This is a genomic window from Fibrobacter sp. UWH4, from assembly GCF_900142475.1.
Lineage (GTDB): Bacteria > Fibrobacterota > Fibrobacteria > Fibrobacterales > Fibrobacteraceae > Fibrobacter.
In genome coordinates this window covers 38,764-64,813 of record NZ_FRAY01000006.1, presented here as the reverse complement: position 1 = coordinate 64,813, position 26,050 = coordinate 38,764, and the positions used below count along the sequence as shown (strand labels likewise).

General features: G+C 55.2%; 22 protein-coding genes and 1 tRNA gene. 17 read left to right on the top strand and 6 right to left on the bottom strand.

Features of this window, described 5'->3' with window-relative positions; genetic code table 11:
• Window positions 1–57: 57 nt before the first annotated feature.
• Window positions 58–2,244 (bottom strand): PorV/PorQ family protein, encoded by a 2,187-nt coding sequence (locus BUA93_RS11790; protein WP_072979674.1) that lies wholly within the window; start codon window positions 2,242–2,244, stop codon window positions 58–60.
• A complete protein-coding gene (locus tag BUA93_RS11785) occupies window positions 2,237–2,800 on the bottom strand; it encodes a hypothetical protein (RefSeq protein ID WP_072979672.1) in 564 nt (187 codons plus the stop codon). The genes BUA93_RS11790 and BUA93_RS11785 overlap by 8 nt, the downstream gene beginning before the upstream one ends.
• 66 nt (window positions 2,801–2,866) lie before the next feature.
• Between BUA93_RS11785 and BUA93_RS11780 the strand changes: the two genes are divergently transcribed.
• From BUA93_RS11780 to BUA93_RS11760, 5 genes are all read left to right on the top strand, one after another.
• Window positions 2,867–4,291, top strand: a complete 1,425-nt coding sequence (locus BUA93_RS11780; protein WP_254793967.1) for an FKBP-type peptidyl-prolyl cis-trans isomerase — start codon at window positions 2,867–2,869, stop codon at window positions 4,289–4,291.
• 2 nt (window positions 4,292–4,293) lie between these two features.
• Window positions 4,294–4,752 (top strand): RrF2 family transcriptional regulator, encoded by a 459-nt coding sequence (locus BUA93_RS11775; RefSeq protein ID WP_072979670.1) that lies wholly within the window; start codon window positions 4,294–4,296, stop codon window positions 4,750–4,752.
• A gap of 29 nt (window positions 4,753–4,781) precedes the next feature.
• Entirely contained in the window at window positions 4,782–5,849 is a 1,068-nt protein-coding gene (locus BUA93_RS11770; RefSeq protein WP_072979668.1) for a glucokinase, read from the top strand.
• A gap of 72 nt (window positions 5,850–5,921) precedes the next feature.
• Entirely contained in the window at window positions 5,922–7,469 is a 1,548-nt protein-coding gene (locus BUA93_RS11765; protein WP_072979666.1) for a DEAD/DEAH box helicase, read from the top strand.
• A gap of 149 nt (window positions 7,470–7,618) precedes the next feature.
• Complete coding sequence (locus tag BUA93_RS11760; RefSeq protein ID WP_072979664.1) at window positions 7,619–9,721, top strand: family 43 glycosylhydrolase; 2,103 nt, start codon at window positions 7,619–7,621, stop codon at window positions 9,719–9,721.
• Between the two features lie 101 nt (window positions 9,722–9,822).
• Here BUA93_RS11760 and BUA93_RS11755 read toward each other — a convergent pair whose 3' ends face one another.
• Window positions 9,823–13,161 (bottom strand): transglycosylase domain-containing protein, encoded by a 3,339-nt coding sequence (locus tag BUA93_RS11755; RefSeq protein WP_072979662.1) that lies wholly within the window; start codon window positions 13,159–13,161, stop codon window positions 9,823–9,825.
• Window positions 13,162–13,298: 137 nt separating this feature from the next.
• Between BUA93_RS11755 and BUA93_RS11750 the strand changes: the two genes are divergently transcribed.
• The 10 genes from BUA93_RS11750 (at window position 13,299) to BUA93_RS11705 (ending at window position 21,614) form a co-directional block, all read left to right on the top strand.
• Window positions 13,299–13,387 (top strand) — tRNA-Ser (locus BUA93_RS11750).
• A gap of 152 nt (window positions 13,388–13,539) precedes the next feature.
• Complete coding sequence (locus BUA93_RS11745) at window positions 13,540–13,878, top strand: hypothetical protein (RefSeq protein ID WP_072979660.1); 339 nt, start codon at window positions 13,540–13,542, stop codon at window positions 13,876–13,878.
• A 43-nt stretch (window positions 13,879–13,921) separates the two neighbouring features.
• Window positions 13,922–14,758, top strand: coding sequence for an LPS export ABC transporter periplasmic protein LptC (lptC, locus tag BUA93_RS11740; protein WP_254793966.1), 837 nt, complete (start codon window positions 13,922–13,924; stop codon window positions 14,756–14,758).
• On the top strand, window positions 14,758–16,122 hold the full coding sequence (locus tag BUA93_RS11735) for a hypothetical protein (RefSeq protein ID WP_175547431.1): 1,365 nt from the start codon (window positions 14,758–14,760) through the stop codon (window positions 16,120–16,122). The genes lptC and BUA93_RS11735 overlap by 1 nt, the downstream gene beginning before the upstream one ends.
• Entirely contained in the window at window positions 16,119–16,856 is a 738-nt protein-coding gene (lptB, locus tag BUA93_RS11730; protein ID WP_072979656.1) for an LPS export ABC transporter ATP-binding protein, read from the top strand. The genes BUA93_RS11735 and lptB overlap by 4 nt, the downstream gene beginning before the upstream one ends.
• A gap of 117 nt (window positions 16,857–16,973) precedes the next feature.
• Window positions 16,974–18,617, top strand: a complete 1,644-nt coding sequence (gene rpoN / locus BUA93_RS11725) for an RNA polymerase factor sigma-54 (protein ID WP_072979654.1) — start codon at window positions 16,974–16,976, stop codon at window positions 18,615–18,617.
• A 155-nt stretch (window positions 18,618–18,772) separates the two neighbouring features.
• On the top strand, window positions 18,773–19,090 hold the full coding sequence (gene hpf, locus BUA93_RS11720) for a ribosome hibernation-promoting factor, HPF/YfiA family (protein WP_072979834.1): 318 nt from the start codon (window positions 18,773–18,775) through the stop codon (window positions 19,088–19,090).
• Window positions 19,091–19,104: 14 nt separating this feature from the next.
• The gene (gene hprK / locus BUA93_RS11715) at window positions 19,105–20,136 is read left to right on the top strand and encodes an HPr(Ser) kinase/phosphatase (protein ID WP_072979652.1); all 1,032 of its coding nucleotides are present in this window, start codon (window positions 19,105–19,107) and stop codon (window positions 20,134–20,136) included.
• A complete protein-coding gene (locus tag BUA93_RS11710; protein WP_072979650.1) occupies window positions 20,129–21,046 on the top strand; it encodes an MlaD family protein in 918 nt (305 codons plus the stop codon). The genes hprK and BUA93_RS11710 overlap by 8 nt, the downstream gene beginning before the upstream one ends.
• An 82-nt stretch (window positions 21,047–21,128) precedes the next feature.
• A complete protein-coding gene (locus BUA93_RS11705) occupies window positions 21,129–21,614 on the top strand; it encodes a TraR/DksA family transcriptional regulator (protein WP_072979648.1) in 486 nt (161 codons plus the stop codon).
• 107 nt (window positions 21,615–21,721) lie between these two features.
• Here BUA93_RS11705 and BUA93_RS11700 read toward each other — a convergent pair whose 3' ends face one another.
• Window positions 21,722–22,801 (bottom strand): glycoside hydrolase family 5 protein, encoded by a 1,080-nt coding sequence (locus BUA93_RS11700; protein WP_072979646.1) that lies wholly within the window; start codon window positions 22,799–22,801, stop codon window positions 21,722–21,724.
• 37 nt (window positions 22,802–22,838) lie between these two features.
• Entirely contained in the window at window positions 22,839–23,129 is a 291-nt protein-coding gene (locus BUA93_RS11695; RefSeq protein ID WP_072979644.1) for a hypothetical protein, read from the bottom strand.
• A gap of 85 nt (window positions 23,130–23,214) precedes the next feature.
• Between BUA93_RS11695 and BUA93_RS11690 the strand changes: the two genes are divergently transcribed.
• Window positions 23,215–24,036: a menaquinone biosynthetic enzyme MqnA/MqnD family protein gene (locus BUA93_RS11690; RefSeq protein ID WP_072979643.1), complete on the top strand. Its 822-nt coding sequence runs from the start codon at window positions 23,215–23,217 to the stop codon at window positions 24,034–24,036.
• Window positions 24,037–24,066: 30 nt separating this feature from the next.
• The gene (locus BUA93_RS11685) at window positions 24,067–24,927 is read left to right on the top strand and encodes a GGDEF domain-containing response regulator (protein WP_072979642.1); all 861 of its coding nucleotides are present in this window, start codon (window positions 24,067–24,069) and stop codon (window positions 24,925–24,927) included.
• Between the two features lie 448 nt (window positions 24,928–25,375).
• On the opposite strand, the gene BUA93_RS11680 is transcribed toward BUA93_RS11685, so the two are convergent.
• Window positions 25,376–26,005 (bottom strand): bifunctional 4-hydroxy-2-oxoglutarate aldolase/2-dehydro-3-deoxy-phosphogluconate aldolase, encoded by a 630-nt coding sequence (locus BUA93_RS11680; RefSeq protein ID WP_072979641.1) that lies wholly within the window; start codon window positions 26,003–26,005, stop codon window positions 25,376–25,378.
• Between the last annotated feature and the right edge of the window lie 45 nt (window positions 26,006–26,050).

Sequence of the window (26,050 nt, the reverse complement as noted above, 5' to 3'; positions counted from 1 at the left end):
TTAGTCATTCCACATTCCACACTACACATTTCACATTGCGGCGTAGCCGCTAAGCTGCTAGAACTTGAATAGCATGCCAAAGCGCATCTGACCGTCGCGAACGCCGTCGTTGTCGCCTACGTCCTTGATGGTGGCGAAGTCGAACTGCAATACGTCGGAAAGCATAAAGCCGAAACCGAGGTCCACTTCGTTGCGCTTTCCGGTCTGGTCGTACAGGTAACCGGCGCGGAGGGCGATCGTGTTCGCGTATACGAATTCTGTACCCACGTTGAAAACGCCCTGCATCAGGGAATTCTTGGCTGCCTCTAATCCGTCGCCGCCGCGTTCCGGGTTGGCGATGGATTTCCAGCAAGAAATGTAGAACGGCTCGGGGTTGCCCTTGTCGTCGTCATACACGACTTCGCGGTTGTAATCGGCGACGATAGTCCACTTGTAGTCGGCGAGGCTCAGCAGCTCGTAAGAGAGGCCTAGACGCCATGTCAGGGGAATCGGGTCTTCGATGGTCTTGTCCACGTAGTAGACGCTCGGACCGATGTTCGCGAGGACGAGGGCGAAGTTTAATTTGTCTACAAGAAGGTTCTTCTTCAAAATACCGATGTCGAAGGCGTAACCGAAGGTGGTCGCTTCTTCTTGCCCGGCGGCGGCGCCGGAGCTCAGGTCGGAGTAGAAGAACTTGATAGAAAGACCGAGACCCCAGTCGTTCGGGAAGCGCGTACCGTAGCTGAAGCCGCCCACGATTTCGGAGCTGTTGTAGGCTACGAGGTCGTCGGCGTCCACGTCACCCGAGGCGACCGTAGAACCGAAGCTCACGAAGTTCACGAAGAAACCTAGCGTACCCCAGTCGTTCAGTGGAATGGTCATGCCAGCGTAAAGGTGGTACAAGTCGGGAATGTTCAGGATCGGGAGGAGCTTTTCGTAGAAGGCCGTAATCTGGTAGTCGGCGTCCTTGAACTGTTCCATGCCGTTCGCGGTGCTGAACCACACGTCGTTGCCCTGCGGGAGCACTGCCCATACCTTGTTGGTCGAAAGGCCGTTGCCGCTGTGGTAATGAACCCATTCGTCTTCGCTCTTGGTGGAGCCTTCTTCTTCGGCGGCGCCGCGCTCAAGTTCCGCCTTGCGGCCGCTTGCGGTGGCGTAGTCGGGCAGGTGGCGCCAGACACCCTTGTCGGTTGCGATCCAGATACCGCCGCGCTGGTCCACGGAAATGTCGTTCACCCTGTTGTCGGCGAACTGCACCTGTTCCCATTTGCGCAGTGTAAAGTGCGAGAGGCCTCCGTTGTGGGCCGCCCATACATGTCCCGAGCTGTCGATGGCGAGCGCGGTCGGGGAGAGGTCCATGATGCCGTCTTCCTGGTTGAACAGGCTCCAGCGGTCCTTGTCGTTCACGCTCTTCTTGGGAATGAGCCTTGCGATGCCCGCGCCTTCGACTGCCACGTAAAGTTCCTTGCGGTTTTCGGACCAGACCAGTGCGCGGATCTTTTGGCTGGGGAGCACTTTACCTTTCTGTTCGAATTGGCCGTTGCGGTAGACGAACAGGCCGTCTTCGGTTCCGATCCAGATCGAGGCACCCTGGCTTTCGAGTGCGGTAATGCGGTGCTTGCCGAGTTCGCTGTCGTAGTTTTTCCAGGCCTTGCCGTCAAAGCGGTACAGCGACTTGGGAGTACCAACCCAGAGCTTCTCTGTACGGCTTTCGTAGAGAACCGCCGTGATGGTGTCCTTCACGATCAGGTTCCAGGGCATCTTGACTTCGACTACGTGTTTTTCGTCGTCGGCCGTCTTGATATCATTGAATTTCTTTACCTGGCGAACATATTCGTCAAGTCCGTGTTCAGTGCCTACGTAGACCTTGACTGCGTCGCGGACCTTGGCGTTGCCCTGCAGCGTGATGGAGTGATAGTCAACCCACTGTTCGCCGTCAAATTTCTGGATACCGTTGGCGGTACCTGCCCAAAGTTCGCTCTTGCTGAAGAAACCGTCCTTGGAACGTGCCGCCATGCTCGTGAAGAAGGGGGCGTTCTTGGATTCGACAGGGTAGCTCATGCGCCATTCGTCGGCCAGGGGGCCGAAGGCGAGACCGGCAGGGTTGTAGTACATGGCTGTCGGGTCGTCGGCGAGGGCGGCACCTGCTTCGCCCATGCCCAGCTGGCGTGCGCCGACGGGCATTTCGAGCGTGATGATGGCAGAGCCTGCCGCAAAGGACAGCGCGGGCGCTAAAACGAGTGCAGTAAGTAACGATTTACGCAAGGTGCCTCCAGTCGGGGACGTCGTAGTGGTTGCCGTGCGAAGGGACGACTGCTTTCCAGCCGGACTTGCTCGGGTTTTCCCAGGGTTGCTTGGGGAGAAGTCTGCAGTCGCAGCCGAGTACATAGGGCGGCAGAATTTCCGCATGGTTGCGAATCTGCTCGCGGGTAATAAAGTTTTCGTCGCTCACGAACTTCACGTATTCCTTGCCCTTGGGGCCGAGTTCGATGCGGTAGGTGGCGGTGCCGTTCTTGTCGCCTTCGTCGATGGTGCGGATGGTGGCTTCCATCGAGGCGTTCCATTGGGCGATGAGTTCCTCTTTCTTTTCGGGAGGCAGGTTCTGCGTGTCGAGCCAGGACCTGAGCGAAGCCTCGGAGGGCTTTACGGCGGAAAGCGATTCGCGGGCGGGGCGTACCACGACGGCGTACTGGCCCGAAACATCGATGACTCGCTTCGGTTCGTCCTTTTCGTCGGAACTATGGATAACCACATACGCGCCGATAGCGGCGAGTATTACGGATAATACAATAATCACGATGACGATAATGACTGATAGCATATTTTATTCCATTATTCGTTACCCTTCAAAACTAGCAATTTTCTAAATTGTGGGGCAGGAGATTTTATGTCGAAATTGAAGATTTTTCTTGTGTTGCTGATGTGCAGTGCCTGTTTTGCCATTCCTTTCAAGGTCGAGACGGTCAGGGAAGGCTCTGGGGACTCCATTCGGGCAGGACAGCTTATTAGGGTGCATTACAAGAGCTACGTGTATCTGGACAGCGTGAGGATCTTGGCCGAAAAGGCCCGGCTGGCGGATTCCCTGCGGATTGCCGACTCCCTCCGCCTTGCGAACGACTTTAATTCCGACCAAGTTGCCGGTGTGACAAAAGTTGGCACGACCGCATTGTTGGACAAGTCCGCGAAATCCAAGAAGAAAAAGTCGAAGGAAGAATCAAAGGCTCCTGTAGATACCGTGGCTCAGGTCCCGGCGGTGGATTCTGCTGCCGCCCCGATGACCTTTGTGGATTCGATTGCTCCCGCTTCTTCGGACAGCCGTTTCAAGCTTTTCTCGGAATCATACCCCGGTGGTGAACCTCTTGAATTTACGCTCGGCGTGGGCCTTGTGATCCAGGGCTGGGAAAAGGGCCTTGTGGGCATGAAACCCGGCGAAATCCGCAAGCTCTATGTGCCCTACCAGATGGGCTACGGCGAAAACTCGCTCGAGGGCGTTCCCGAATATTCTGACCTGTTCTTTATCGTGGAACTGGTGAGTGCCGATCCGCCGATGGAACCTGACGTGTTTCCCAAGAATGTCGAGGGCCTCAAGTGGCGCGAAGCGGCCAAGGGCCTCAAGATTTACGACGAGAAGGTCGGTGGCGGAAAACCCGCTGTGGTGGGTTCCGTGCTCAAGACGCATTACACGGGTTGGCTCCTTTCCGGCCGCAAGTTCGGTTCTTCCAAGGATATGGGCAAGCCGCTCCAGGTCGTAATGGGTGCCGGCAAGATGATCAAGGGCTGGGAAGTCGGTCTCGAGGGCATGCGCGAAGGCGGAGTCCGCTGGTTCCGCGTATCGCCTGCCATGGGTTACGGTGCGACGGCCTACTCGATGATTCCCTCGAATTCCACCCTGGTTTTCCGCGTGGAACTGGTGAGTTCCGAAGTGGACGAGGCTGTTGTCGCGAATATGGATTTCTTCCCAGATACCACGGCGCTCACGTTTGAAAACGGCCCCGAAGGTCTCCGCTATGCGGTTATCAAACAGGGCGAAGGTGAACCCGCACAGAAGGGTAACGTGGCGAAGGTGCATTACACCGGCTGGCTCACGAACGGTTACAAGTTCGACAGTTCCCGCGATCGTGGGCAGGCTTTCGCCTTTACGCTTGGAGCAGGTCGCGTGATCCGCGGCTGGGAACTCGGTGTGCAGGGGATGCTTCCCGGTGAAAAGAGAATCCTGGTGGTCCCGCCCGGACTCGGCTACGGTGCCCGCGGTGCAGGCCCGATTCCTGGTGGCTCGACGCTGATTTTCGCTGTTGAATATCTAGGAGAATAGGGTTGAGAATTTCGACTAAAGGACGCTACGCGCTTCGCGTGATGATTGACCTTGCGAATAACGGCAGGGACGATTACGTGAAATTGCAGGAACTCGCCGAACGCCAGCAGATTTCCGAGAAGTATCTCGAAGGAATCCTGGGCGCATTGGTGCGTGGAAAGTTGCTTGCGGGAGCCCGCGGAAAGGCGGGTGGCTACAGGCTCAACTGCGAACCTTCGACTTGTAGCGTCTGGCAGATCCTTTCGTTGGTGGAAACCTCAATGTCTCCCGTGGCGTGCCTTGACGATTCCGAGAACTCCTGCGAACGTGCCGATATCTGTGTGACTCTTCCCGTCTGGAAAGAACTGAATTCCATGATCCGCAGCTATTTGGAAGGGATCAAGCTCGAGCAGTTCTTGCGGAATGTGCCCGAAAATAAAGGCAGGGAACTTCACGGCAAGACCCTGAAATGTGGACTTTAACTATCTTGTAAAAAAAATTGGAGTTTTCTATGGAAATCAAATGGCTTAATCCCGATGCAAAGTTTGATCGCCTCGTTTTGGCAGGCGATATTGGTGGTACGAACACGAACCTCGGCATGGTCGGTTACAAGGATGGCAAGTTTACGCTGATTCTTGAAACGGATTGCCCGTCCAAGGACATTTGCGGACTGATTGAACCTATTCGCGAAACGCTCCGCATTGCCGTAGAAAGCCGCGCAGACCTCAAGCCGTCCCACATCTGCATCAGCGCCGCGGGCCCCGTGGCTGCTAACAAGTGCGTCATGACGAACCTCCCGTGGAGTGTCGATGGCGACGCCATCACCGATGCGACGGGAATCCCGACGCTCGTGATCAACGACTTCATGGCAATCAGCTACGGCATCCCGACTCTCGACGTGAATGACCCGGCCCAGATTCACCAGCTGGCTCACACCGACGGCAGCAAGCCCGCCCCGCAAAAGACGACCAAGGCAGTTGTCGGCCCGGGCACCGGCATGGGCGTCGGTTTCCTCGCTTTTGACGGCGAAAAGTACATTCCGGCCTGCTCCGAAGGCGGCCATTCCACTTTCGCTCCGTTCGACAAGGATTCCCAGGAATTCCACGACTACATGGAAAAGAAACTCGGTGCAGTTCCTGGCGTAGAACCGCTTGTGTCCGGCATGGGTCTCCGTAACATGTACGAATGGTGGAAGGAAACCCGCGGCGTTCCCGATAATGAAGCCTTCAAGAAGATTGAAGAAACCGAACCGAACGACCGTCCGAAATATATCAGCCGTGCGAGCGACACCGATCCGGTGGCCGCCGAAATGATGCGCCTGTTCGTGAAGATGCTTGCACGCTTTGCAAGCGATGCCGCCACGCTCTTCCTCCCGCTGGGCGGTTTCTATCTGGCCGGCGGTACGGTGCAGAAGGACCTGCGCTGGCTTGAACGCGACAATTTGTTCATGAAGTATTTCGAAAAGAACTACAACCCGAACATCCGTCCGCTCCTGAACAAGATCCCGGTGTACATCATCAAGGATTACAGTATCAGCCTGTACGGTGCCGCAAACGCAAGCCTGAACTTGCAGAAGTAATCTTAAATTCATCCCCTGTCATCCTAGCGCCGCGTAGTGGCGATAGGATCTGTCGGGGATATTCGTATATTTATGCTTTTTTCGGAACTTCCTCTCGCTAATCCCTTGCAGCGTGCTGTCCGCGCTGTAGGCTACGAACAGCCGACTCCTATCCAGGAACAGTCCATCCCTAGTTTGCTCGAGGGCAAGGACTTGCTGGGCATTGCGCAGACGGGTACGGGAAAGACGGCTGCCTTCGCGCTCCCTATTCTGCAGCTGTTGCTGGATTCGGGCAAGTTCCGTGCTCCGAAAACTTGCCGTGCGCTGATTCTTTTGCCGACGCGTGAACTCGCGATCCAGGTGGAGGATTGCTTTAAGCAGTACGCGCAGTTTACGGCCATTTCGACGGCTTGCATTTTCGGTGGCGTGAGCGATGTTTCGCAAAAGCGTAATTTGATCCGCGGTGTCGACGTGTTGGTGGCGACTCCGGGCCGCCTCTTGGATCTTATCAACCAGAAGGCTGTTTCGCTGAAGGCGCTGGAATTCTTCGTGCTCGACGAGGCCGACCGTATGCTCGATATGGGTTTTATCCACGATATCCGCAAGGTGGTGGCGCTCCTTCCGCAGAATAGGCAGAACCTGTTCTTCAGCGCGACCATGCCCGACGATATCACGAAGCTTGCCGCGACAATTCTCCGCCCGAACCCGGTGCGGGTCGAGGTGGCGCCGCAGAGCACGCCCATCGAACGCATCCATCAGGAACTTTACCGTATCGACAAGCGCCGCAAGGGAGCGCTCCTCAAGGAACTCCTGCTCGCGCATCCCGAGATGAAAAAGGTGCTGGTGTTCAGCCGCACCAAGCACGGTGCAGACAAGATAACGCGCGTACTCGAAAAGGCGGGCATCAAGTGCGCTGCGATTCACGGCAACAAGAGCCAGAACCGCAGGCAAGAAGCCTTGGGCAACTTCAAGTGCGAACAAATTCGCGTACTGGTCGCGACGGATATCGCCGCCCGTGGAATCGACGTGGACGACGTGTCGCATGTGTTCAACTACGACCTGCCCGATGTTCCCGAAACTTTTGTGCACCGCATCGGTCGTACCGCCCGCGCAGGGAAAGACGGTATTGCCATCTCGTTCTGCGCCCCCGACGAGGAACAGGATCTGCGTGCCATCGAGAAACTGACCCGCATCAGTATTCCCGAAGGTGACAAGGCCATTTTCGAGAAGCTCCCGCCCCCGCAAAAGGAGACTCCCGAAAGCGAAATGCGCAACGCCCGCGGCCGCGGATTCCCCCAAGGCAACCGTCACGGCAATAAGCAGAATCGTGGCGGGCAGAATCGCCATGAAAACCGCGACCGTCGCGAAAACCAGGAACGGGATGCTCGCGACCTGCAGAACGCTCCGCGCCCGCAGCATAACGCCTCCAAGGCGCAAAATCAACAGAAATCGCAAAATCAGCAAAAACCGAAAAATCAGCAGAAGCAGTCTCCGCAAAATCGCGAAAAGCCGAACGGCGGTAATCCTCAGAATCAGGAAGGCCACCGCACTATCGGCAGGAACCGCCCCGGTTCACGCGCCCGCAAGCGCATGCGCGAAGAAGCCGCTAGATTGCAGGACCGTTCTCGCCCAAATAAGTGAAAAACGGCTAAATTCGACTAAAAATCGCCATTTATTGATAACTTGTCCACGCAAAGATGCCCTTTGCGTGGATTTTTCATCGTTTTTAGGGATAACTTTATACCGGTGAGTTATGAAAGTCGCCTTTTTGAGGCGAAAAGGGATGAAATATGAAGTTTGCGAAGAGCGTCAGGACGGCCGTCGCCCTCATTGGTTTCGGGCTCTGCACCTCGGCCATGGCAGATAATCCGATTATCCAGACCTACTATTCTCCGGACCCGGCTCCGGTCGTGTTCGGCGATACCGTTTGCGTGTACACGGGTAACGATGAAGGCGGCCACTTCTTTACCATGCACGGTTGGCGCGTCTCCTGCACCACCGATATGGTGAACTGGACTGATCGCGGCGCGCTCATCCTTTCGAACGAGGACTTTGGCGGAAATGCCAAGAAGAACGGTGACTGGGCTGCCCAGGTGGTGCGCCGTAACGGCAAGTACTACTACTACGTGACCGTGGAATCGACCCGGGGCGGACGCGCCATCAACGTGGCCGTGGCCGACAGACCCGAAGGTCCCTTCAAGGACGCTTTGAACGGCAAGCACCTTGCGGGGCCGAACTGGGACTACATCGATCCGACCGTATGGATTGACGACGACGGACAGGCTTACCTCTATTGGGGCAACCCGAAGCTTTATTATGCCAAACTCAAGGAAGACATGATTTCGTTCGATGGCGATATCAAGGTGACCGACATGAGCCGTGGTTTTGCTCCGAACGGAGAGGATTCCAAGTACACCGAAGGTCCGTGGATTCACAAGCGCGGCAAGAAGTATTACATGATTTATGCCTCCCACGGCGTGCCCGAAAAGATTTCGTACTCTACGAGTGATTCCCCGACGGGCCCGTGGACCTGGGGCGGTGTCATCATGGACCAGGGCAACAATACGGCGTTCACCAACCATTCCGGCCTTATCGATTTCAAGGGGCGCAGTTTCTTCTTCTACCATAACCAGAAGAACGTGAACGGTGGCGGTTATAGCCGCTCTACTGCAATCGAGGAATTTACCTGGAATGCCGACGGTTCTATTCCGACCATCAAGTCCACCAACGACGGCGTCAAGAAACCGATCAAGAACCTGGACCCGTTCGAGCGCGTCGAAGCTGAAACCAAGGCGTGGGTAGGCGGCATGACTGTCGACAAGCCTCGTGATCCCGATGGCGGCAACTATACCATCATCAACCATGTGGCGGTGGAATCGGGTAATGTCTACCTGACCGGAATGAGTACTGGTTTCTATACCAAGGTGCGTTCTGTCGATATGGGTGACGGTGCCGACCGCATTATCCTTTGCACCAAGGGCAACGGCGGCAAACTTGAAGTCCATGCGGGCTCCGAGACGGGCGCCTTGCTTGCCACCATCAATGTGCCTGCAAGTTCCAAGTGGGAAGAAAATTCCTTTGATGTAGAAAACGCTGCCGGGGTTGATGACCTTTACTTTGTTGTAAAACAAGGTGGTTTCGATTTCGATTACTGGTACATGGAAAGCGAAAAGACCGCCGTTCCGCAGACTCCGTACAAGGGTGTCGCTGCAACGATTCCGGGAGTCATCGAGGCTGAAAATTATGACGAAGGCGGACACAACAAGGCCTTCTACGATGCCGACCGCGAAAACCAGGGCAAGGCCTACCGCGAAGACGAAGTCGATGTCGTTGGCTTTGGCTGCTCCGACGAAAGCAATACCAAGGATTGTGAAGGCTATGCCATCGGCTACACGAAGGCGGATGAATGGCTCGAATATACGGTCAATGTCGCTGCCGATGCCAAGTACGATATCACGGCAAACCTGGCGACTCCCTTTGAGACGGCGGGCCTCCAGCTGTTTGTCGATGGTGAACCCGTTACGGAATCGCTTACTGGCTTAAAGACCGACGAAGAAAAGTTTGACGTTTACAAGGAAACGGAACTCGGTTCCGTGGAACTCAAGAAGGGAGAACATGTACTCAAGCTTCTCATTACGGGTGAATATCTGAACGTGGACTGGATCAAGTTCGAAGATCCGAACAATCCGCTGAAGCTTGCTCAAGAAATTCGCCTTGCCCCGCAGCAGAATGCCTCTTACAACGTGTTCGGTGCGACAGGCAAGTTCCTCGGCCGCATCGATAATGTCGGAACGAATCTCTCGGCGACCCTCAAACAGGCGGGCTATGCAAACGGCGCCTACATTGTGCGCAGAATTGGCCTTTCCAAGGCGATGCGCGTGACGGTGAAGTGATTCGACATCCAACTTATACAACGTAAAAAGGCCGTGGCGAATTTTGAAGCCACGGTCTTTTTTTGTAAGAGTGTAAAAATGTTGGAGCAGGAAGAAACTGGTTATTCCGCTTCGATAGGCACGAAGGCGTTCTTGCTGTCGAATCCTGCAGGCAGGTCCCAGTCGTCATCCTTGGGCATGGCGGCAGCCTTCGGCTGTGCAGGCTGTGCGGGTTGCGTGGCGGCTGCGTTTTCGGCAGGAGCGCTCGCCGGAGCGGCGTTCGGGGTATCCGATTCCGTTGCGACCGTGTTTTCCACAGCCTGCGGTGCCGCTGTCGTTGCATTTTCGCCCGAGGCTGTCTGTGGTGCGGCTTCGGTGTTTTCCGATGGTGCTGGCGGTTCTGCCGTGGCGGCCTGTTCCGTCGCGGGCATCGGGAGGCTTACCATGATTCCGTTTTCGGCTGCAGTTTCTGCGGCTGCGTTCTGCACTTGCGGCGGGGTGAAACCTGGAACGTCGATCCACGGGAGCGGTCGTCCCTGGGCTGCATCTGCGCCTGCCATGATGTTTCCGGTCATCGGGTCCACCGTCAGCTGGCCGCGTTCGTTGGGGAGTACCAGCGGCACTTCGCCCGCGGCGAGCATCGAGATGTCAAGGAAGTCGATCTTTTCGGGAATGCCGAGGATCTCGATTTCCTTCTTCGCAAAATCGGCCCACTGCGGAAGGCCGCCGCTTGCACCCGCAATGCGCGTGCGTCCGGATTTCAGCGGTTTGTTGTCGTCGAAGCCCACGTAGCTTCCGATAGCGACCACGGAATCCGTCGAGATGCCGTTTTTCTCGTTCACGTAAGTGGGGAGCGCGCCCATGAAGGCCACGTTCCTGTAATCGTTGGTGGTACCGGTCTTTCCGAGTGCCGGGTAGCGCAGCGTAATGGCGCTGTCCGGGGAAGTCACCGTCATGCTGGTGTACTGGCTTCGGGCCGTCCCGTTCACGAACACGGAATGCAACATGACCGCCATCTGCGAGGTAATCGTATCGCCGAGCACGACCTTGCTTTCGGTCTTGTTCCTGAAAATCACCTTGCCGTCGCGGTTCTTGATTTCCTTGATGAAACAGGGATCGGTCCAGTCGCCGTCCAGGCACTTGAAGACCTTGCCCGTGAGCATCGTCTGGTAGGCGGTGGAAATCTCGGCGAGCGTGATGTCATTTACGCCGAGCGGCATGCTGAATACCTTCTGCAGTTTTTGCTTGATGCCGATTTCTTTTGCGAACCGCGCGTATTCCGCGAACGAAAGTGAACGCCGGAAGTCGGGCCAGTAGCGGATATGTTCGGCATCAAGATAGTCCGCCTCTCCGTCGACCGGTTCGATCATCGTCGAGAGTCGCTTCATGTCGGCGAGCGTAAAGTGGTCGTACAGCACCACCGAATCGAGCGGCGTGAGCACGGCGGTCGGGTCCAGCTCCTGGGCCTGGCGTTCGCGCAGGATTTCCGCATAGCGCTTGTAGTTGTGGTTGATGAAGGCGATAATCTTCGAATCCTTCTTCGCCTGCTTGATAGCGATGTCGTTGAAGGTTCCGTAGCGCAGGTTCATCACGTCGCGTGCCTTGTCGTCCTTGCCTTCGTTCCTGTAGCGTTCGGCGAGGGCGTCGCGTGCCTTGGTGAATTCGATTTCGCGTTTGACATCTTCTTTCAGGATCAGCCCGAACTTGTCGCGCAGGCGTTCGAAGTATTTCTTGGTGTCTTCGTCTTCGGTGCGGGCGTAGCCGTTGGCGGCGGCCACTTCGTTGAATTCTTCGAGCGGAACCTTGTCGAGCAGGTGTTCCAGGAGCCAGATGCTCGCGATATTTTCGGATCGCGTCGTGGCCCAGGCGATGCTCACGACATCACCCTTGTTCTTGTGGTCGGGCCGCGGGAAATAGAACTGGTTCACGAACTGGAAAACGTTGAAGTCGTTCTCGAGCATGTCGAGGTAATGCCAGTGGTACTTGAGCGCAAGGGCGTAAAGAATCGGCTTCCAGCTGGAACCGAGCTGTCGCACCGCCTTGAAGCTGCGGTCGAATCCGGTATTGTGGAAACCGCCCTGGCTTGCGATCACGTTTCCGTTCTGGATGGCGAAAAGTCCGCCCTGCAGCACGGGCTCCGTTTCGATCTGGCACTGTGCGAATCCGTCTATCAGTTTGTCGTCCATGACGCTCACCAGCAAGATAGCGCCTTTCTTGAGCTGCGGTGCCAGAATCTTGTTCACGTCACCGCCGGCTTTTTTCGCGAAGTCCTTGACGGCTGCCTCGGAGACCATTCCCTTGAGCTGGCCGAAACCTAGCGTCAACGACTTGAGACTCCCCTTTTCGTCGACCGTGATGCTGTCGATGGTGCCGTACAGGTAGTCGCCCTTGCGTGCCGTCTGGGCGCGGTTCGCGAACTGCGCCTTCGGGAGCACGAAACCGCCCAGCTGCATCTGGAGTCCGCTGATGTTTGCCTGCAGCGCGGTCTTCGCGGCGTCCTGGCTCCTGGCGTCCACGGTTGTCGTAATCGAGAGCTGCGCCTTACGCCAGTCCTCGATTCCTTCGGCCTCGAATTTCTTCTGGAAGAATTCGCCGTCCAGCTTTTCTTCGATGCGGTCGAGCATCGTGCTGACGCTGAAACGGAAATTGCCGTGGTTGAATTCGAGCGGTTTCGCGAGGGCTGCGTCCATGTCCTCTTGCGATATGTAGTTTTCCTCGACCATGCGACCGAGCACGTATTCCAGGCGTTCCTTGCCGCGGGCGAGCGCCTTCTCGCGGCGTTCGGCGTTACGCTGGATAAACGGGTCGTAGTTGAAGGGGCCCTTCACGGAACCGGCGATAAAGGCGCATTCGGCAAGGGTGAGGTCCTTGAGGTCCTTGTTGAAAAAGTACTGCGCGGCGATGGCGACGCCCTTCCCGGTACCCGAAACGTGGAACTGGTTCAGGTAGAATTCCAGGATTTCTTCCTTGCTGAAATGGTTTTCCATGCGGAGCGCGTTGATGAGCTCCTTGCCCTTTTCCTTGATGCTCCTTTCTTCACGTCCGAAAATGTTCTTGACGGTCTGCTGGGTGAGCGTGGATCCGCCCTGGCGCATGTGGCCGCTTTTCAGGTTCGAGACCATGGCGCGGGTAAAGCCGTAGATGCTGAAACCGTTGTGGTTCCAGTAGCCGGCGTCTTCGGCGGCGATCAGGGCGTTCACGATGTTTGCCGGGATGTCGCCGTAGGGCACGTACACGCGGTGGTTTGCATCGAAAAAGGCGCCTAGGAGCTGTTCTCCGTCGTTATAGTAGACGCGGGTCTCGCCCGAAAGGACTTGCAGGATGGTCGCGCGGTTGAACTGGTTGTCCGGATCCTGGGTCGGCAGGATCTTGAAGACGACGATATAGGCGGGAATACAGCAAATCAGGCCGACCAGGGCGAATGCGGCCACGATTTTGAGCAATTTTTTAAGGAGATGCATACTAAAAATTTAGAAATTTTGGTTTTGTACTTCGCTAATTGTAAAAAAATGTGCGTTTTTGGGGCGAAATTTAGGGTTTTTGCTTCTTTACCCTTGAAAAATTGCTGAATTTTATCTAAAATTTGTGTCCCCGAGATGGGAAGATGGCCGAGCTGGCCGAAGGCGCGTCCCTGCTAAGGACGTATAGGACTTAATCCTATCGCGAGTTCGAATCTCGCTCTTCCCGCTGCAAAGACCCCTAGGAGCAATCCTAGGGGTCTTTTGCTTCGAAAAAATACTTCCCTAAGCTCTAAATTCTACCAAGTAAGTTCTTTTTTTTGCGTTTTTGCTAATTTCAAATTATATATTATTAGGGAAAATAATCCCAAGGAGTTTAATATGAAAGCCTCTAGTTTTATTGCTGGTCTTGCCGTAGGTGCCGCTGCCGCTATTGCTGTTTCCAAGAAAATCAAGGACCTTTGCGCCGACGAAGACGAATCCTGCGAAAGCGACGCCGCCCTCAAGGATGCCGAAAATACGGTGCAGAGCCTCCGCAATTCCGCCGACAGCCTTTTGAATGACCTCAAGACCCAGACCGAGGCCAAGCAGACATACGCCGCCCAGTGCGAAGACCTTAAGGACCAAGTAGCCAAGAAGGATGCCGAAATCGAGAACCTGAAGAACATCTGCGACAAGCAGGCGGGCGAAATCAGCAAGCTCGAAGCGAATCAGGGCTAAAAAGGCATCGCCGCCCTGTCGTGTGTTTTCTAAATTGCTCTTCGTGGCACGTTTTTTGCATAGACGAATGATTGAAGGACTGGTGCTTGCATCGGTCCTCTTTGGGCTATGTATCCTGCTTTCGGCCTGCGAAGAAATCGAAGAGGAAAAGCCGTGGCTCCAGGTGGAACGCCCGGAAATGCTCTTTACCGATACCACCCTGATGGACAGCTACGACAAGGGCGTTCTCGCCTGGAAGCTGAAGACCGCCTATCTGGAACGCTGGAGCGACAAGGAGGTCGTTTTCGTGCGTCCGGTGCTGGTGGATATCTACGATTCTCTCGGCGAACGTACGGCGTTCCTGCGTGCGGATTCCGGACGCATGGACCTGAAGTTCACTTACGTCTATGCCTATGGGCACGTGTATGCGCTTACTCCCAAGGGCGCCTCGGTGCGTTCCGATTCGCTCATCTGGAACAAGAAGGACAACCTGGTGACGACGCAGAGCTACGTGCGCGTGGTGAGCGAAGAAGGCGACGTGCTGCAGGGGCAGGGTTTCGTGAGCGACGCCCACATGGACAACTGGCGTATCCTTTCGAACGTGACGGGAATTTTCCAGGATGCCGCCCGGCGCCTGAAAGACGAAGACAAAAAACAGGCGAAGGAAATCGAGACCCGTGACAGCGTGCAGGCGGCGACTCCCGCAAGTCCTGCATCGGCTGCCCCGACGAAAAATCCGGGGCAAAATTCGCAGGCGAATGCTGTACCGCTGCAGGCCGCCCCTGCGAAGCCGGCGGCGCAGTCCGTCCCGGACTCAGCATCGGCAAAAGCCGGTCCTGATTTGCCGAGGCGCCCCGCCAAGAGCGGCGAGCGCCCGAAGGCGAAGGTGATGGTGGACTAGTGGGCGCACCGATTTGTAATATGCTGCGCGGGCTTTTGCCGCTGCTGCTTGTCGCGCTCCTCGCGACAGGCGCCGCCGCCCAGACATCGCCACTGATCATGAAGCACGCCGACAGCCTTGCTGTCGCCCGCAAGCGCGGTACCCTGCTCTTGCAGGGTCGTGTACACTTTGTACACGACAGCGTGCAGTTCCGCACGCAGCGCGCCTTCTGGAACAAGGACGCCGAGACGGTGCAGTGCGGCGGCGGTTTCCTCTTTACGCACCCGTCCGGATTCATCGACGCGCACAACGGCATCTACCAGAAGAAAAAGGGAATCGCGACTGCGTCTGGCGACGTGCATGCGGGCGATTCCGCGACGACCTACCTCTTTACGGGCGAGTATCTGGAATACGATCGCGAGAACGAAATTCTCACGATGCCGCAGAAGCCGAAACTCCACCAGTTCGAAAAGACGAAAAACGGCAAGATCGATACGGTGACGATTTCCGCAAGGCGCATTATCTACAACAAGAAAAACGCTTTCGCCGAGGCCTACGACCAGGTGAAGGTGACGCAGAACGACATGGTGGTCACCTGCGATACGGGCTACTTTGACCGCCAGAACAACTGGCTCTCGATGAAGGGCCACCCGACCTGCGACATGAAGAATTACCACCTGACGGGCGATTCAATTTTCCTGGTGTTGGACTCTGCCGGAAAGTCGCTCAAGTCCGCCCTCGTGATCCGCAATGCCCACGGCGTGCAGCAGGAAGAAGCCAAGAGGGGCGCCCCTGGCCATGTGACCGAGGCGTTCGGCGATACGCTGTATGCGGAATTCAGCAAGGACAAGATCGAGCGTCTGTACGTGAACCTGAATGCCCGCGGATTCTTCTACGAGGACGACCTCAAGGACTACCGCAACCTGATGGACGGGGACCGCCTCGACCTGTATTTCAACCAGGGCAAGATGGACAAGGCGGTCGTTTCGGGCAAGGCGCAGAGCACCTATTTTTACGTGAAGAAGGACCGCTCGGTCGCGGGCAAGAACGAGGCGACGGGCGATACCATCCACATCCTGTTCGATGCGCAGAAAAATGCGGTCAAGTCGCTTAGGCTTCTCGGTGGCGGTACCATGGCGAGCGGCCGCTATATCGATATGGAAAAGACGGAACGCCTGCGCAAGGAAGCGCAGAAGGATTCCTTGGAAAAGGCTCGTGCCGAGCGTGATTCCCTTCGCAAGGCGACTGCCGTGAAGGATTCATCCGCAATGGCGCGGAACCCTCAAAAACGCGGATTTTTTGACAAATTGAGAAAAAAGAAAGATAAGACTAACACTGCGCCGTCGGATTTAGTAAATTCTTCCAGTAGCAGAAAGGAACCATGAAAAACTTAGTGAGTACCATACGCACGGAACACCTGAGAAAGGTCTATGGCGGTCGCCAGGTCGTGAGCGACGTGTCCATCCGCGTGTCGCAGGGTGAAATCGTCGGGCTGCTCGGGCCGAACGGTGCGGGGAAGACGACGTCGTTCTATATGATCGTGGGCATGGTCCGTCCGGAGTCGGGACATATCTTCCTCGACGACATCGAGATGACGGACAAGCCGATGTACAAGCGTGCGCGCCTCGGTATCGGTTACCTGCCGCAGGAAGCCTCCATCTTCCGCAAGCTAAGTGTCGAGGACAACATCATGGCGATTCTCGAGACGCAGGACATGAAACGGTCCGAGCGCAAGCGCCGCCTCGAAGAACTGCTGGAAGAATTCAAGATTACGCACATCCGTAAGACCAAGTCCATGAGCTGCTCGGGCGGTGAACGCCGCCGCCTCGAAATTGCGCGCGCCCTCGCGAGCGACCCGTCGTTCCTGTTGCTCGACGAACCTTTCGCTGGTATCGACCCGATTGCCGTGGCCGATATCCAGTCGATTATATCGGGACTCAAGGAACGCGGAATGGGCGTACTCATTACCGACCACAACGTGCGCGAGACGCTCTCGATTACCGACCGTGCCTATATCATGTACAAGAGCCAGGTGCTGACGGAAGGTTCTTCGGAATACCTCGCGAACGACCCCGAAGCTCGCCGCATTTACCTAGGAGACAGCTTCAGCCTAGGATAGACAAACTTCAACAAGATTGACAGTCATTCTCGACCGAAGGGAGGGAATCCAGTGCTGGATCCCGTCGCTACGCTCCAGGATGACTTGCTTCTAATCACTTTCTACTACTTATCGCCTATGGATTTCGGATTGCAACTTGGTACCTCTCAACGACTGGAGCAGACGCTCTCGCCGCAGTTACGGCAGTTCGTAACCATTCTGCAGAAAAATTCCCTGGAACTCGACACGGCGATCAAGGAAGAACTGGAAAGCAACCCGCTTCTGGAATTGGACGATTCCGCGCCGATGGACGAACGCGAAGTCCACGATGACGAGCTTCCGGATTCCGGGGCGGAACTCAAGGACGACCGTCCCGACGATTTCGACGATTACGATTCCGCGGACTATTCCTCGCTCGAGGACAGCGCCGTGGGCGATAGCCAGCTTTTGGACGGTTCCGACAGCGGCGATATCAACTACGAGCAGTACCTGAAGGACGGCTCCATGAACGAGGACGCCCCGTTCAAGGATCTGAATGCCCCGTCGAACGATGCGGACGACGAATGGGACCGCCCCATCAAGGATTACGGGAAGAGCCTTCAGGACAAGTTGCGCGACCAGTTGCTGCTGTGGTCCGGCACGAAGGAGCAATTGGAACAGCTCTCCAAGGAAGGCTGCTCCGAAAAGCGTTTCCGCCAGCTGGTGGAATACCTGATCGATTCCCTCGACGAAAACGGTTTTTTGCAGGGAGTGTCCTCGGAGGTGTCGCTGATCCGCGAATCACAGGACCCGCTGGTCAACGAAATCGAGGCGATGCTCCGCGGCGAGAAGTCACTCGAAGAGTGTTCGCTCCCCGTGCGTGAGGCGCTCCACGTGCTGCAGGGCTTTACTCCGCGCGGTATCGGAGCCCGTGACCAGCGCGAATGCTTTATGATCCAGGCTTACGCCATCCCGAATTTTCCGCCGCTCGGCATCAAGATTCTCGAAAATTGTTACGAGGACCTTCTTTCGTTACGTTATGCGAAAATCGCCAGGGCGCTCGGGGTATCGACCGAAGAGGTGCAACAGGCCGTGGCCAGTTTTGCAAGGCTCAGTCCGCACCCCGGTTTCCAGCTGTCGAATGCCCGCATCCAGACCGTCGCCGCCGACCTGAAGGTCGTCGAGAAGCATGGCCGCATGGAAGTGGAATCGGTCCGCTCCTCGATGCAGAAGCGTCTCCGTGTCAACCAGACCTACAAGGCGATTCTAGACGACAAGGGTGCATCTAAGTCCGACAAGGAATACGTGCGCACGCACCTCTTTAAGGCCGTGGAATTCATCAAGGCGCTCGACAACCGCTACTCGACCATGGAACTCGTGATGCGGGCGATATTCAAGCGCCAGAAGGATTTCTTCACCAAGGGACCCGCTTTCCTGAAGCCCATGGTGCAGCAGGACATCGCCGACGACATCAAGCGCGACGTGAGCACCGTGAACCGTTCCATCAACGGCAAGTACGTGGATACTCCCTACGGAGTCTACGAACTCAAGCGCTTCTTTACCTCGGGTGTCAAGCAGGATAGCCTTCCCGGCGCAAGCGGCGAGGAGCTCAGCTCGGCGACCATCCTGGACGCCATCAAGAAGCTCGTGGATGCCGAGGACAAGAAGAAACCCCTTTCGGACCAGGCCATTTCGGACAAGTTGGCCGAGCAGGGAATCCAGGTGGCGCGCCGTACGGTCGCCAAGTACCGCGAAAAGGAACTGCGCATTCTTCCGGCAAGTCAGCGAAAAAGACTGATTTAGCTCCTTTTAGGTGGCATTATTCCAACTTGGAATAATTTTTTTGAAAAATTTTTCAAAAAAACTTTGTTTTTGAACAAAAAAAGATGTATATACTCTAAACGTGGAGCAAAAGTTCCACCAATACAATAAGAACCCATTCTATGGAGGTTATTAATATGGATATTCAGTTCTCTGCTCGTCATTTCAACGCTTCTGCCGGACTTCAGGATCGCATTCAAGAAGAAATGGACAAATTGGCCCGCTTCTATCCGAATATCACCAGTGCCTCCGTTATTCTTGACCACGAAGTAGAACATCAGCGTCATTGTGAAATTACCGTGAACATTACCGGCTCCCAGGTGGTTGCTTCCGCAGACGAAGAAAACATGGGCAAGGCCGTCGACGTGACGCTCGAACGTATCAAGGTCCAGCTCAAGAAGGCTAACGATAAGCAGAACGATCACCGTGCCCAGCCCGTTTCCGAAGTTGTATAACCGGTAAATGCATCGTGGCTGAGTCTAGGTTAAAAGACATCAAGATCCTGCACCGGGAACGTCTCCTGGTGCGGGACTTTTTTTTGCATTATGGCAGGGACCTCCAGATGGCCTGCCATTCCGACGAATCGAGCCTGGAAGTGCCTATTGCCGAAAGCGGCATTCATAGGCCGGGCCTTGCGATGGCGGGGTTCACCAAGGTTTACAGTTCCCAGCAGATTCAGGTGGTGGGGCATACCGAATGGAATTACCTTGAATCGATCGGCGCCGAGGCTCGCGCCAGGGTCTTCGAGAATTTGTCTGTATACAGGGCGCCCATGTGGGTGGTGACCCATTCGCAGATGCCGCACCCGGAACTGCGGGCGATGTGCGACCGTCTGAATATCCCGCTGTTTTCGACGACGCTCCACACTTACGAGTTCAACAAGATTGCCCAGCGAATCCTGGAGGAATTCTTTGCTCCGCATGCTGTGATTCACGGCAGCCTTGTTGATGTCTACGGCGTGGGCATGCTCTATATCGGCGACAGCAACGTGGGTAAGTCCGAATGCGTGCTGGACCTCGTGGAAAGCGGGCATCGCATGGTGGCCGACGACGTGGTTCACATCAGTAACGTGGGACGCGCCATTATCGGACGACCCGATCCCCTGATCAAGCACCACATGGAAATCCGCGGCGTAGGAATCCTCGATATCCGCTCCATGTTCGGCATCCACGCGATCCGCAAGGTGAAAAAGATCGAAACTATCGTGGAGCTGCAACAGTGGCAGCGCGACGGTGGTTACGACCGTACGGGCCTCAACGAGCAGGAAGAAGAAATCATGGGGGTGAAAATCCCGAAGGTGGTGATTCCTGTGGCGCCCGGTAAGAACCTGACGGTGATTTCCGAGGTGATTGCCATGAATACCTTGATGAAATATAGCGGCCAGAACGTGGCGCAGGACTTCAATGAGGCCCTAATGCAAAAGATTAAGGCCAAGGCCAAGGGCGAGTATGTCGATGATTTGTTAGATTTCGACAATCAGAATTGGTCCTACTATGAATAGATTCACAAGGCTCATCAAAGAGAACCTGTTGCCGTTTGTCGTATTTGTTGTCATTGTCGTGCTCTGTTGCGGGGCATGGTTCTTTTTCCACCCTGCAAGCCCTTACCATGACAGGTATGTCTTTGTCGTCTCCTTCCAGAAGGTTGGCACCCTTTCCCCGGGCAATGCGGTCAGCATTCGCGGGATCAAGTGTGGCCAGATTACCAAGGTGGAGCTGACGGACGATGCCGTCTACGTGACTGCGGAAGTTCTCACAACATCGAAGATTCCCGTCAATTCGGAATTCAGGCTGATCAATTCGGGACTGATGGGTGAACGTGAAATGAATGTGCTTTCGGGAGACAGCCCGCGGCTCGTTTCGGACGGCGATACGTTGTTCGGTGTGTTTGACGAGGGCATGACGGGCGTGGGAAAGAAACTTACGGCGATTATGGATGGTGCCGGTGAAATCCGGGATACTCTGGTCGCTCTTATGGATTCCATTTCCGAAGGGGCTGCGGGCAAGAAGATTGATCGCGTTTCTAACAAGGCGGATCGACTTGTGAAGCTGACCAAGGGGAATGTCCGCGAATGGAAGAGCGAGGTGCAGTCCTTGCTTGACAAATGCGACCGTTCCCTGGAAAGTGCGCAGGCGGCGCTGGACGGGGTGTCGTCCCGTGCAGGGAGCAAGCTTGCTGAGGTCGATAATTTGATGGACCGTACGCGGGAACTGTTGTCGAGGGTAGATGTTCTGAAGTCCCAGTCCGAGAAAATTATGGCAAAGCTTGCCAAAGGGGATAATTCCGCCGGACTCCTGCTTCAGAAGGATTCGCCTATCAATAGGGAGCTCGACAAGCTGCTCCAGGACGTCGATTCCCTGCTGAACGATGTCAAAAAGAACGGTCTAGACATTAATATCGATATTTTCTAAAAAAAGTTTACCCTTTTTTGAAAAAATAAGTTATTTATCATTCTATCGGAACAAATGCGTAATTGCAACCAAGGAGAAAACCATGGCTGAGAAGAAATCTGCTGAAAAGAAACCCGTCAAGATGAGTGATGAGGATTTGAAGTTCTTTGAAGATATGTTGATTGAAAAACGCCGCCAGATCGTAACGGCGCAGACTGATTTTGACAAGACGGAAACTTTCAAGAACCAGGCGCAGGCAGGCGAAGGTGGCGAATCCAACAGTGCCGACCTCGCAACCGACTATAACGCCCTGGAAACGAACTTCTCCCTGGCTGCCCGCGAAGGCAAGTACCTGGTGTACCTCGAAGAAGCGCTCAAGCGCATCAAGAAGGGTACCTTCGGTATCTGCAAGGTGTGCGGCGAACTCATTCCGAAGGCCCGCCTGATTGCGGTTCCGACTGCAACCAAGTGTGTGAACTGCAAGGAAGAAACCAAGCGCAAGGAAAAGGAAGACAGCCGCCTCGAAATGGCCCGCATGCTCGCCGAAGCCCAGCGCCGCGAAATGCAGAAGAAAGCCGCCGGAAAGTAATTCGGATTTCGGAATTCAGAATTCGGAAAAAAAGAATTGCACCCAAACAATGTTTGGGTGCTTTTTTAATAACTCTGAACTCCGAATTCAGAATTCTGAATTCGGGCTTACCCCTTGGCGAGCAGTTCCATGAGTTCGCTGTCGAGTCTTTCGGGATTGTCGTACTGCTTCAGGTTCTGGTGCAGCGATTCTCCCTTCGACACGATGCCGAAGTCCAGGTTCTTGTAGTTCCAGTAGCTGTAGCCTACGTCTGCATCGCGCAGGATTTCCATGAAGTCGCGCATCCATGCCAGCTGGTACTGGCGTGCGACTTGCACGTACACCCCGAATTCGTTGCAGGCGACGGGCAGGTCGTACTTCGCGCGGAAGTCGAGAGCGTTCTGGATACTTTCTTGCAGACGGGCCTTGTCCCACTTGCCGTATTCCACGTCGAGGCGGGTCTTTCCGCTTTCGTCGGGAGCAGGTGCGGCATAGTCGCCGGGCCACGGGCGGTCAATGTGGAAGAACGGGTCGCCAATCCATGCCGCATGCTGGTGCGTGAAGGTCACCGGGGTGTAGGTGTGGAAACTGTAGATGGCGTTGTCGTCGTCCATGGGAGTCAGGTACTTGAACTCGCGGGCGCTGTTCCACTTGTTGCTCCCTACCACGATGGTGTTCTTCGGGGCGTGCTTGCGGATTGCCCAGAAAATTTCGTCTTTTACTTTGTCCCAAACCAGGGAATCGGCGGCGGCGGGCTCGTTCAGGAGTTCCATCATCACGCGCGACTCGCCGCTGTAACGCTCGGCCATAAACGACCAGACCTTGGCGGTGTCCTTGCGGGCGTCGGCGCTTACAAAGAAGGGCTGTTCCTGCGAGCAACCCAGATGGAAGTCGTGCCCCGGGCACTTGTGCAGGTCGAGAATCACGTCGAGGTCGTTTGCCTGGATTTCCTTGATGGCCTTGTCCAGCAGCGCAAATACTTCGTCCTTGGGTTTGAGGGAGCCTTCGTCGAACAGGTTAAAGTAGTCCACCGGCAGGCGCACGTGGTTGAACCCCGCACCGCGGATGCGCTTGAAATCTGCGTCGCCGAGGAATGTCTTGATGTGTTCAATGATCCCGGGAAAACCGACGGGATCTTTTTCCTGGATGCAGTCCACCTGACTGAACCATCCGCCCAAATTCACTCCCCGCAGTCTTTCTTTAATCATTGTATCATCCGTTATTTTGCGAAAAGGCGGAATTGCCTTATTCGTTTACGATCGTTAGGTCTTCTTCGGCGATGTTCAGGCTCATGATGACTTCCATGTCATCGGGCAGGTCCTTGAAATCGACTACCAGTCCAACCTTCTTGGATTCGTCCTTCTGCTTTTCGAACAGGACGACATCGAAAATCTTCATCTTGACCACCGCCTCTTGAGTGACGGGGATTTCTACGGTCATGCCCTTGCTGATGGGCCCTTCAACAATCTTGCCCTTGAACACCAGGGAAGTCTGGTCGTCGCCGAGCGAGGTCTTCTTCACATGAAATACAGCCATTATACCTTAGCCATTTTTCGGTTATTCTTCTGTTATTTGATTTTTGACCCTGTTGCAGGTCGTGGCGAAAAATTAACTTTTTTATATGGCTTTACGAGTTGGACGAATCCCTTTTTTGGTCTGTGCGCCGTTTTTTCATGACTTCCTTGGTCGAGAGTCCGAACTTGGCGACGTGGAATTTGTGGACGGCCCTCCGAGTGCACACTGTGCGGGCCTCAAGGACGGCTCGATCCATCTGTCTCCGGCTTCTTCGATTACCTTTGCGCAAAAACCGGGCGCCTTCGTTCTTGCTCCCGATATATGCACTTCCTGCTCGTTTGAAGTCCGTTCGGTTAAGTTGTATGCAAAATACCCGATCGAGGATTTGAATGGACGGAAGGTCCGCTTGACGGGACAGAGCATGACATCAGTGAATTTGTTGAAAATCCTGATGCGGGAACGGTTCGGGATTGAGCCTGTATACGGTGTTGGGGCCTACGAGCCTTCCGACGACGCCTGCCTCTTGATTGGCGACCAGGCCCTCGAAGAAAATGAACGGCATCGGTTTGCGTTCGACTATGACCTGGGTTCACTTTGGCAGGACTGGCAGGGCGTGCCGTTTGTCTTTGGAGCGTGGATTATTTCGAAGTCGGCCTTGCAGCCGGAATTGCGGCGGACGCTTCAAATGTACTTGCAGGCGACGCGCGAAAGTATCGAAAGCTTCCGTACGAATCCGTCGCGGGCCTTGGACCGGTGGCTTGGGCGCTACCCGGTGAAACTTTCCCGTTCGGTGGTCGAGAATTATTATTCGGCGCTGGATTACCGCTTTACCGAAGCCCGCAAGCGTTCGCTAACCTTATTTTTTGAACATGCGGCACGACTTGGGCTGATTCGCGAGGTGCCCCCGCTGGAATTTTTGTTATTTTAGTATTGTAACCCATTCACCTGGGGGAAACTTATGGTCGAAGAAAAAATCCTGATAGTCGATGACAACGCGGAAGTCATTGAGAAGACGAAACACCTCTTGACCGAGGTGGGCTACGACGTTACCAGTTGCAATTCGGGCAAGGACGCTCTCGAGTTCCTGAAAGACAATACCGTGGACCTCGTTCTTCTGGATATCAATATGCCGAACATGAACGGCTTCGATGTCTGCCTCCGTATTCGCCAGCGCCATCCGCTGGATGATCTCCCGATTATTTTCCTCACGAGCCGCGAAGATAGCGACAGCGTGACCAAGGGGTTCCAGGCGGGCGCATCGGACTTTGTAAGCAAGAGTGCCATTTCCGAAATCCTGCTTGCTCGCGTGAACGTGCATATTCGTCTTTCCCGCTCGCTTAGGAACTTGCGCGACATTTCCCTGACGGACGACATGACGGGATGCTTCAACCGTCGTCACGGAATGTACTCGTTGCGTGAATGGTTCTCGCGTTCCAAGCGTTACGGCTCGCAGTTCGCCATCATCTATTTTGACTTGAACGGACTCAAGGCGACGAACGACCTGTATGGCCACCAGGCGGGTGACCTGCTCCTGCGTTCGGTCTCCTCGGCAATCAAGGGAATCCTGCGTGAAACCGACCAGCTCTTTAGAATGGGAGGTGACGAGTTCCTGGTCATTTGTCCTGAAACCGACAAGAAGGGGGCCATGGTCTGCGCCGAACGCATGCAGAAGGCCGTGTCCGAAATTACGATTGTGGACAAACGAGCATCCTTCGCGTACGGCATCGCCTATTCCGCCGAAGACTACAAGGAAATGGACGACATGCTGCACAGCGCCGACGTTTCCATGTACAAGATGAAACAGGAAATGGAAAAGTAACCCAGAGTGTCATCCTGAGCTATACGAAACTTGGCAACTTGTTGCCTTAGTTGAGTTATCCTCTATGTGGAGGAGAGCCGTAAGGCTCGCAGTCGATATACGAAACTTGAAACTTTAGTTTCTTAGTTGAGTTAGGTTCGAAGGAGCAGGATCTCTAGTAGAAGTCATCCTGGAGCCACGAGGTGGCGAACGGGATCCAGGAACTAGAAAATCCTGCCGTTCGGTAGGATTTTTTCATAAGTCGTCCAGGAACCGCAATGCGTTTCAGATGGGCGTGTCTATGGATCCCCTCCCGTTGGTCGAGGAAGACTCTGTTGTATACGTCATTCAGGAGGCCATCCCTGCAGCAAAAGGTCTCCGTCCCCCCCTCACGTCATCCAGGAATGGAGTAGAAGCTTGTCATCCTGGAGCCACGAAGTGGCGAACGGGATCCAGGAACTAAAAAATCCTACTTGATGGAAGCGAGGAGCTTTTTCAGGCGTTCGGCAATGGTTGCCCAGTCGCCCGCGGCCATCAGCTTCGGGTCGTAAATGCTTGCGCCGAACGAAAGCAGGTTTGCGCCGGCCTTCAAGTAGCTTGCGGCGTTCTCCGGGTTCACGCCGCCGCATGCCATCAGTGGAATGTCGCGGAACGGCCCGCGCAGCGCCTTGATGTATTCGGGGCCGCCCACGCAGTTTACCGGGAAAATCTTTACGGCGGTGGCGCCGAGGTCGTATGCCTTCTGGACTTCGGTGGGTGTGAGTGCGCCCGGAATAATCGGGATGCGCGCCGTGGCAGACAGGCGGATGATTTCGTTGCGCGTATTGGGCGTCACGATAAATTCAGCACCTGCGGCAATAGCCTTGTCCAAGTCGCTCCCGTGGCGCACAGTGCCTGCACCTACGGTAATGCCGTAAGGCTTTGCAGCGGCCTTGAGGTCGGCGATGATTGCTTCGGCGTTTGCGGTGTTCATGGTGACTTCAATCGCTTTGAGGCCGCATTCGGCAGCCGTCTTGACGCAAGATTCTTCGGCGCCCTGGGGTATGTCGCGGAGAATGCCCACGACCGGCATCGGTTGTAAAAATTCAAGCAGATTCATGCCCTAAATATATATGAAAAATTCCCGAAAGAGTACCACGAAAAA

Bases quoted from the DNA above. Each gene is read 5' to 3' on its own strand.
- BUA93_RS11785 (WP_072979672.1), bottom strand. From the start codon at position 2,800: ATGCTATCAGTCATTATCGTCATCGTGATTATTGTATTATCCGTAATA.
- BUA93_RS11780 (WP_254793967.1), top strand. From the start codon at position 2,867: ATGTCGAAATTGAAGATTTTTCTTGTGTTGCTGATGTGCAGTGCCTGT.
- BUA93_RS11770 (WP_072979668.1), top strand. From the start codon at position 4,782: ATGGAAATCAAATGGCTTAATCCCGATGCAAAGTTTGATCGCCTCGTT.
- BUA93_RS11765 (WP_072979666.1), top strand. From the start codon at position 5,922: ATGCTTTTTTCGGAACTTCCTCTCGCTAATCCCTTGCAGCGTGCTGTC.
- BUA93_RS11760 (WP_072979664.1), top strand. From the start codon at position 7,619: ATGAAGTTTGCGAAGAGCGTCAGGACGGCCGTCGCCCTCATTGGTTTC.
- BUA93_RS11755 (WP_072979662.1), bottom strand. From the start codon at position 13,161: ATGCATCTCCTTAAAAAATTGCTCAAAATCGTGGCCGCATTCGCCCTG.
- BUA93_RS11745 (WP_072979660.1), top strand. From the start codon at position 13,540: ATGAAAGCCTCTAGTTTTATTGCTGGTCTTGCCGTAGGTGCCGCTGCC.
- lptB (WP_072979656.1), top strand. From the start codon at position 16,119: ATGAAAAACTTAGTGAGTACCATACGCACGGAACACCTGAGAAAGGTC.
- rpoN (WP_072979654.1), top strand. From the start codon at position 16,974: ATGGATTTCGGATTGCAACTTGGTACCTCTCAACGACTGGAGCAGACG.
- hpf (WP_072979834.1), top strand. From the start codon at position 18,773: ATGGATATTCAGTTCTCTGCTCGTCATTTCAACGCTTCTGCCGGACTT.
- BUA93_RS11710 (WP_072979650.1), top strand. From the start codon at position 20,129: ATGAATAGATTCACAAGGCTCATCAAAGAGAACCTGTTGCCGTTTGTC.
- BUA93_RS11705 (WP_072979648.1), top strand. From the start codon at position 21,129: ATGGCTGAGAAGAAATCTGCTGAAAAGAAACCCGTCAAGATGAGTGAT.
- BUA93_RS11700 (WP_072979646.1), bottom strand. From the start codon at position 22,801: ATGATTAAAGAAAGACTGCGGGGAGTGAATTTGGGCGGATGGTTCAGT.
- BUA93_RS11695 (WP_072979644.1), bottom strand. From the start codon at position 23,129: ATGGCTGTATTTCATGTGAAGAAGACCTCGCTCGGCGACGACCAGACT.
- BUA93_RS11690 (WP_072979643.1), top strand. From the start codon at position 23,215: ATGGCTTTACGAGTTGGACGAATCCCTTTTTTGGTCTGTGCGCCGTTT.
- BUA93_RS11685 (WP_072979642.1), top strand. From the start codon at position 24,067: ATGGTCGAAGAAAAAATCCTGATAGTCGATGACAACGCGGAAGTCATT.
- BUA93_RS11680 (WP_072979641.1), bottom strand. From the start codon at position 26,005: ATGAATCTGCTTGAATTTTTACAACCGATGCCGGTCGTGGGCATTCTC.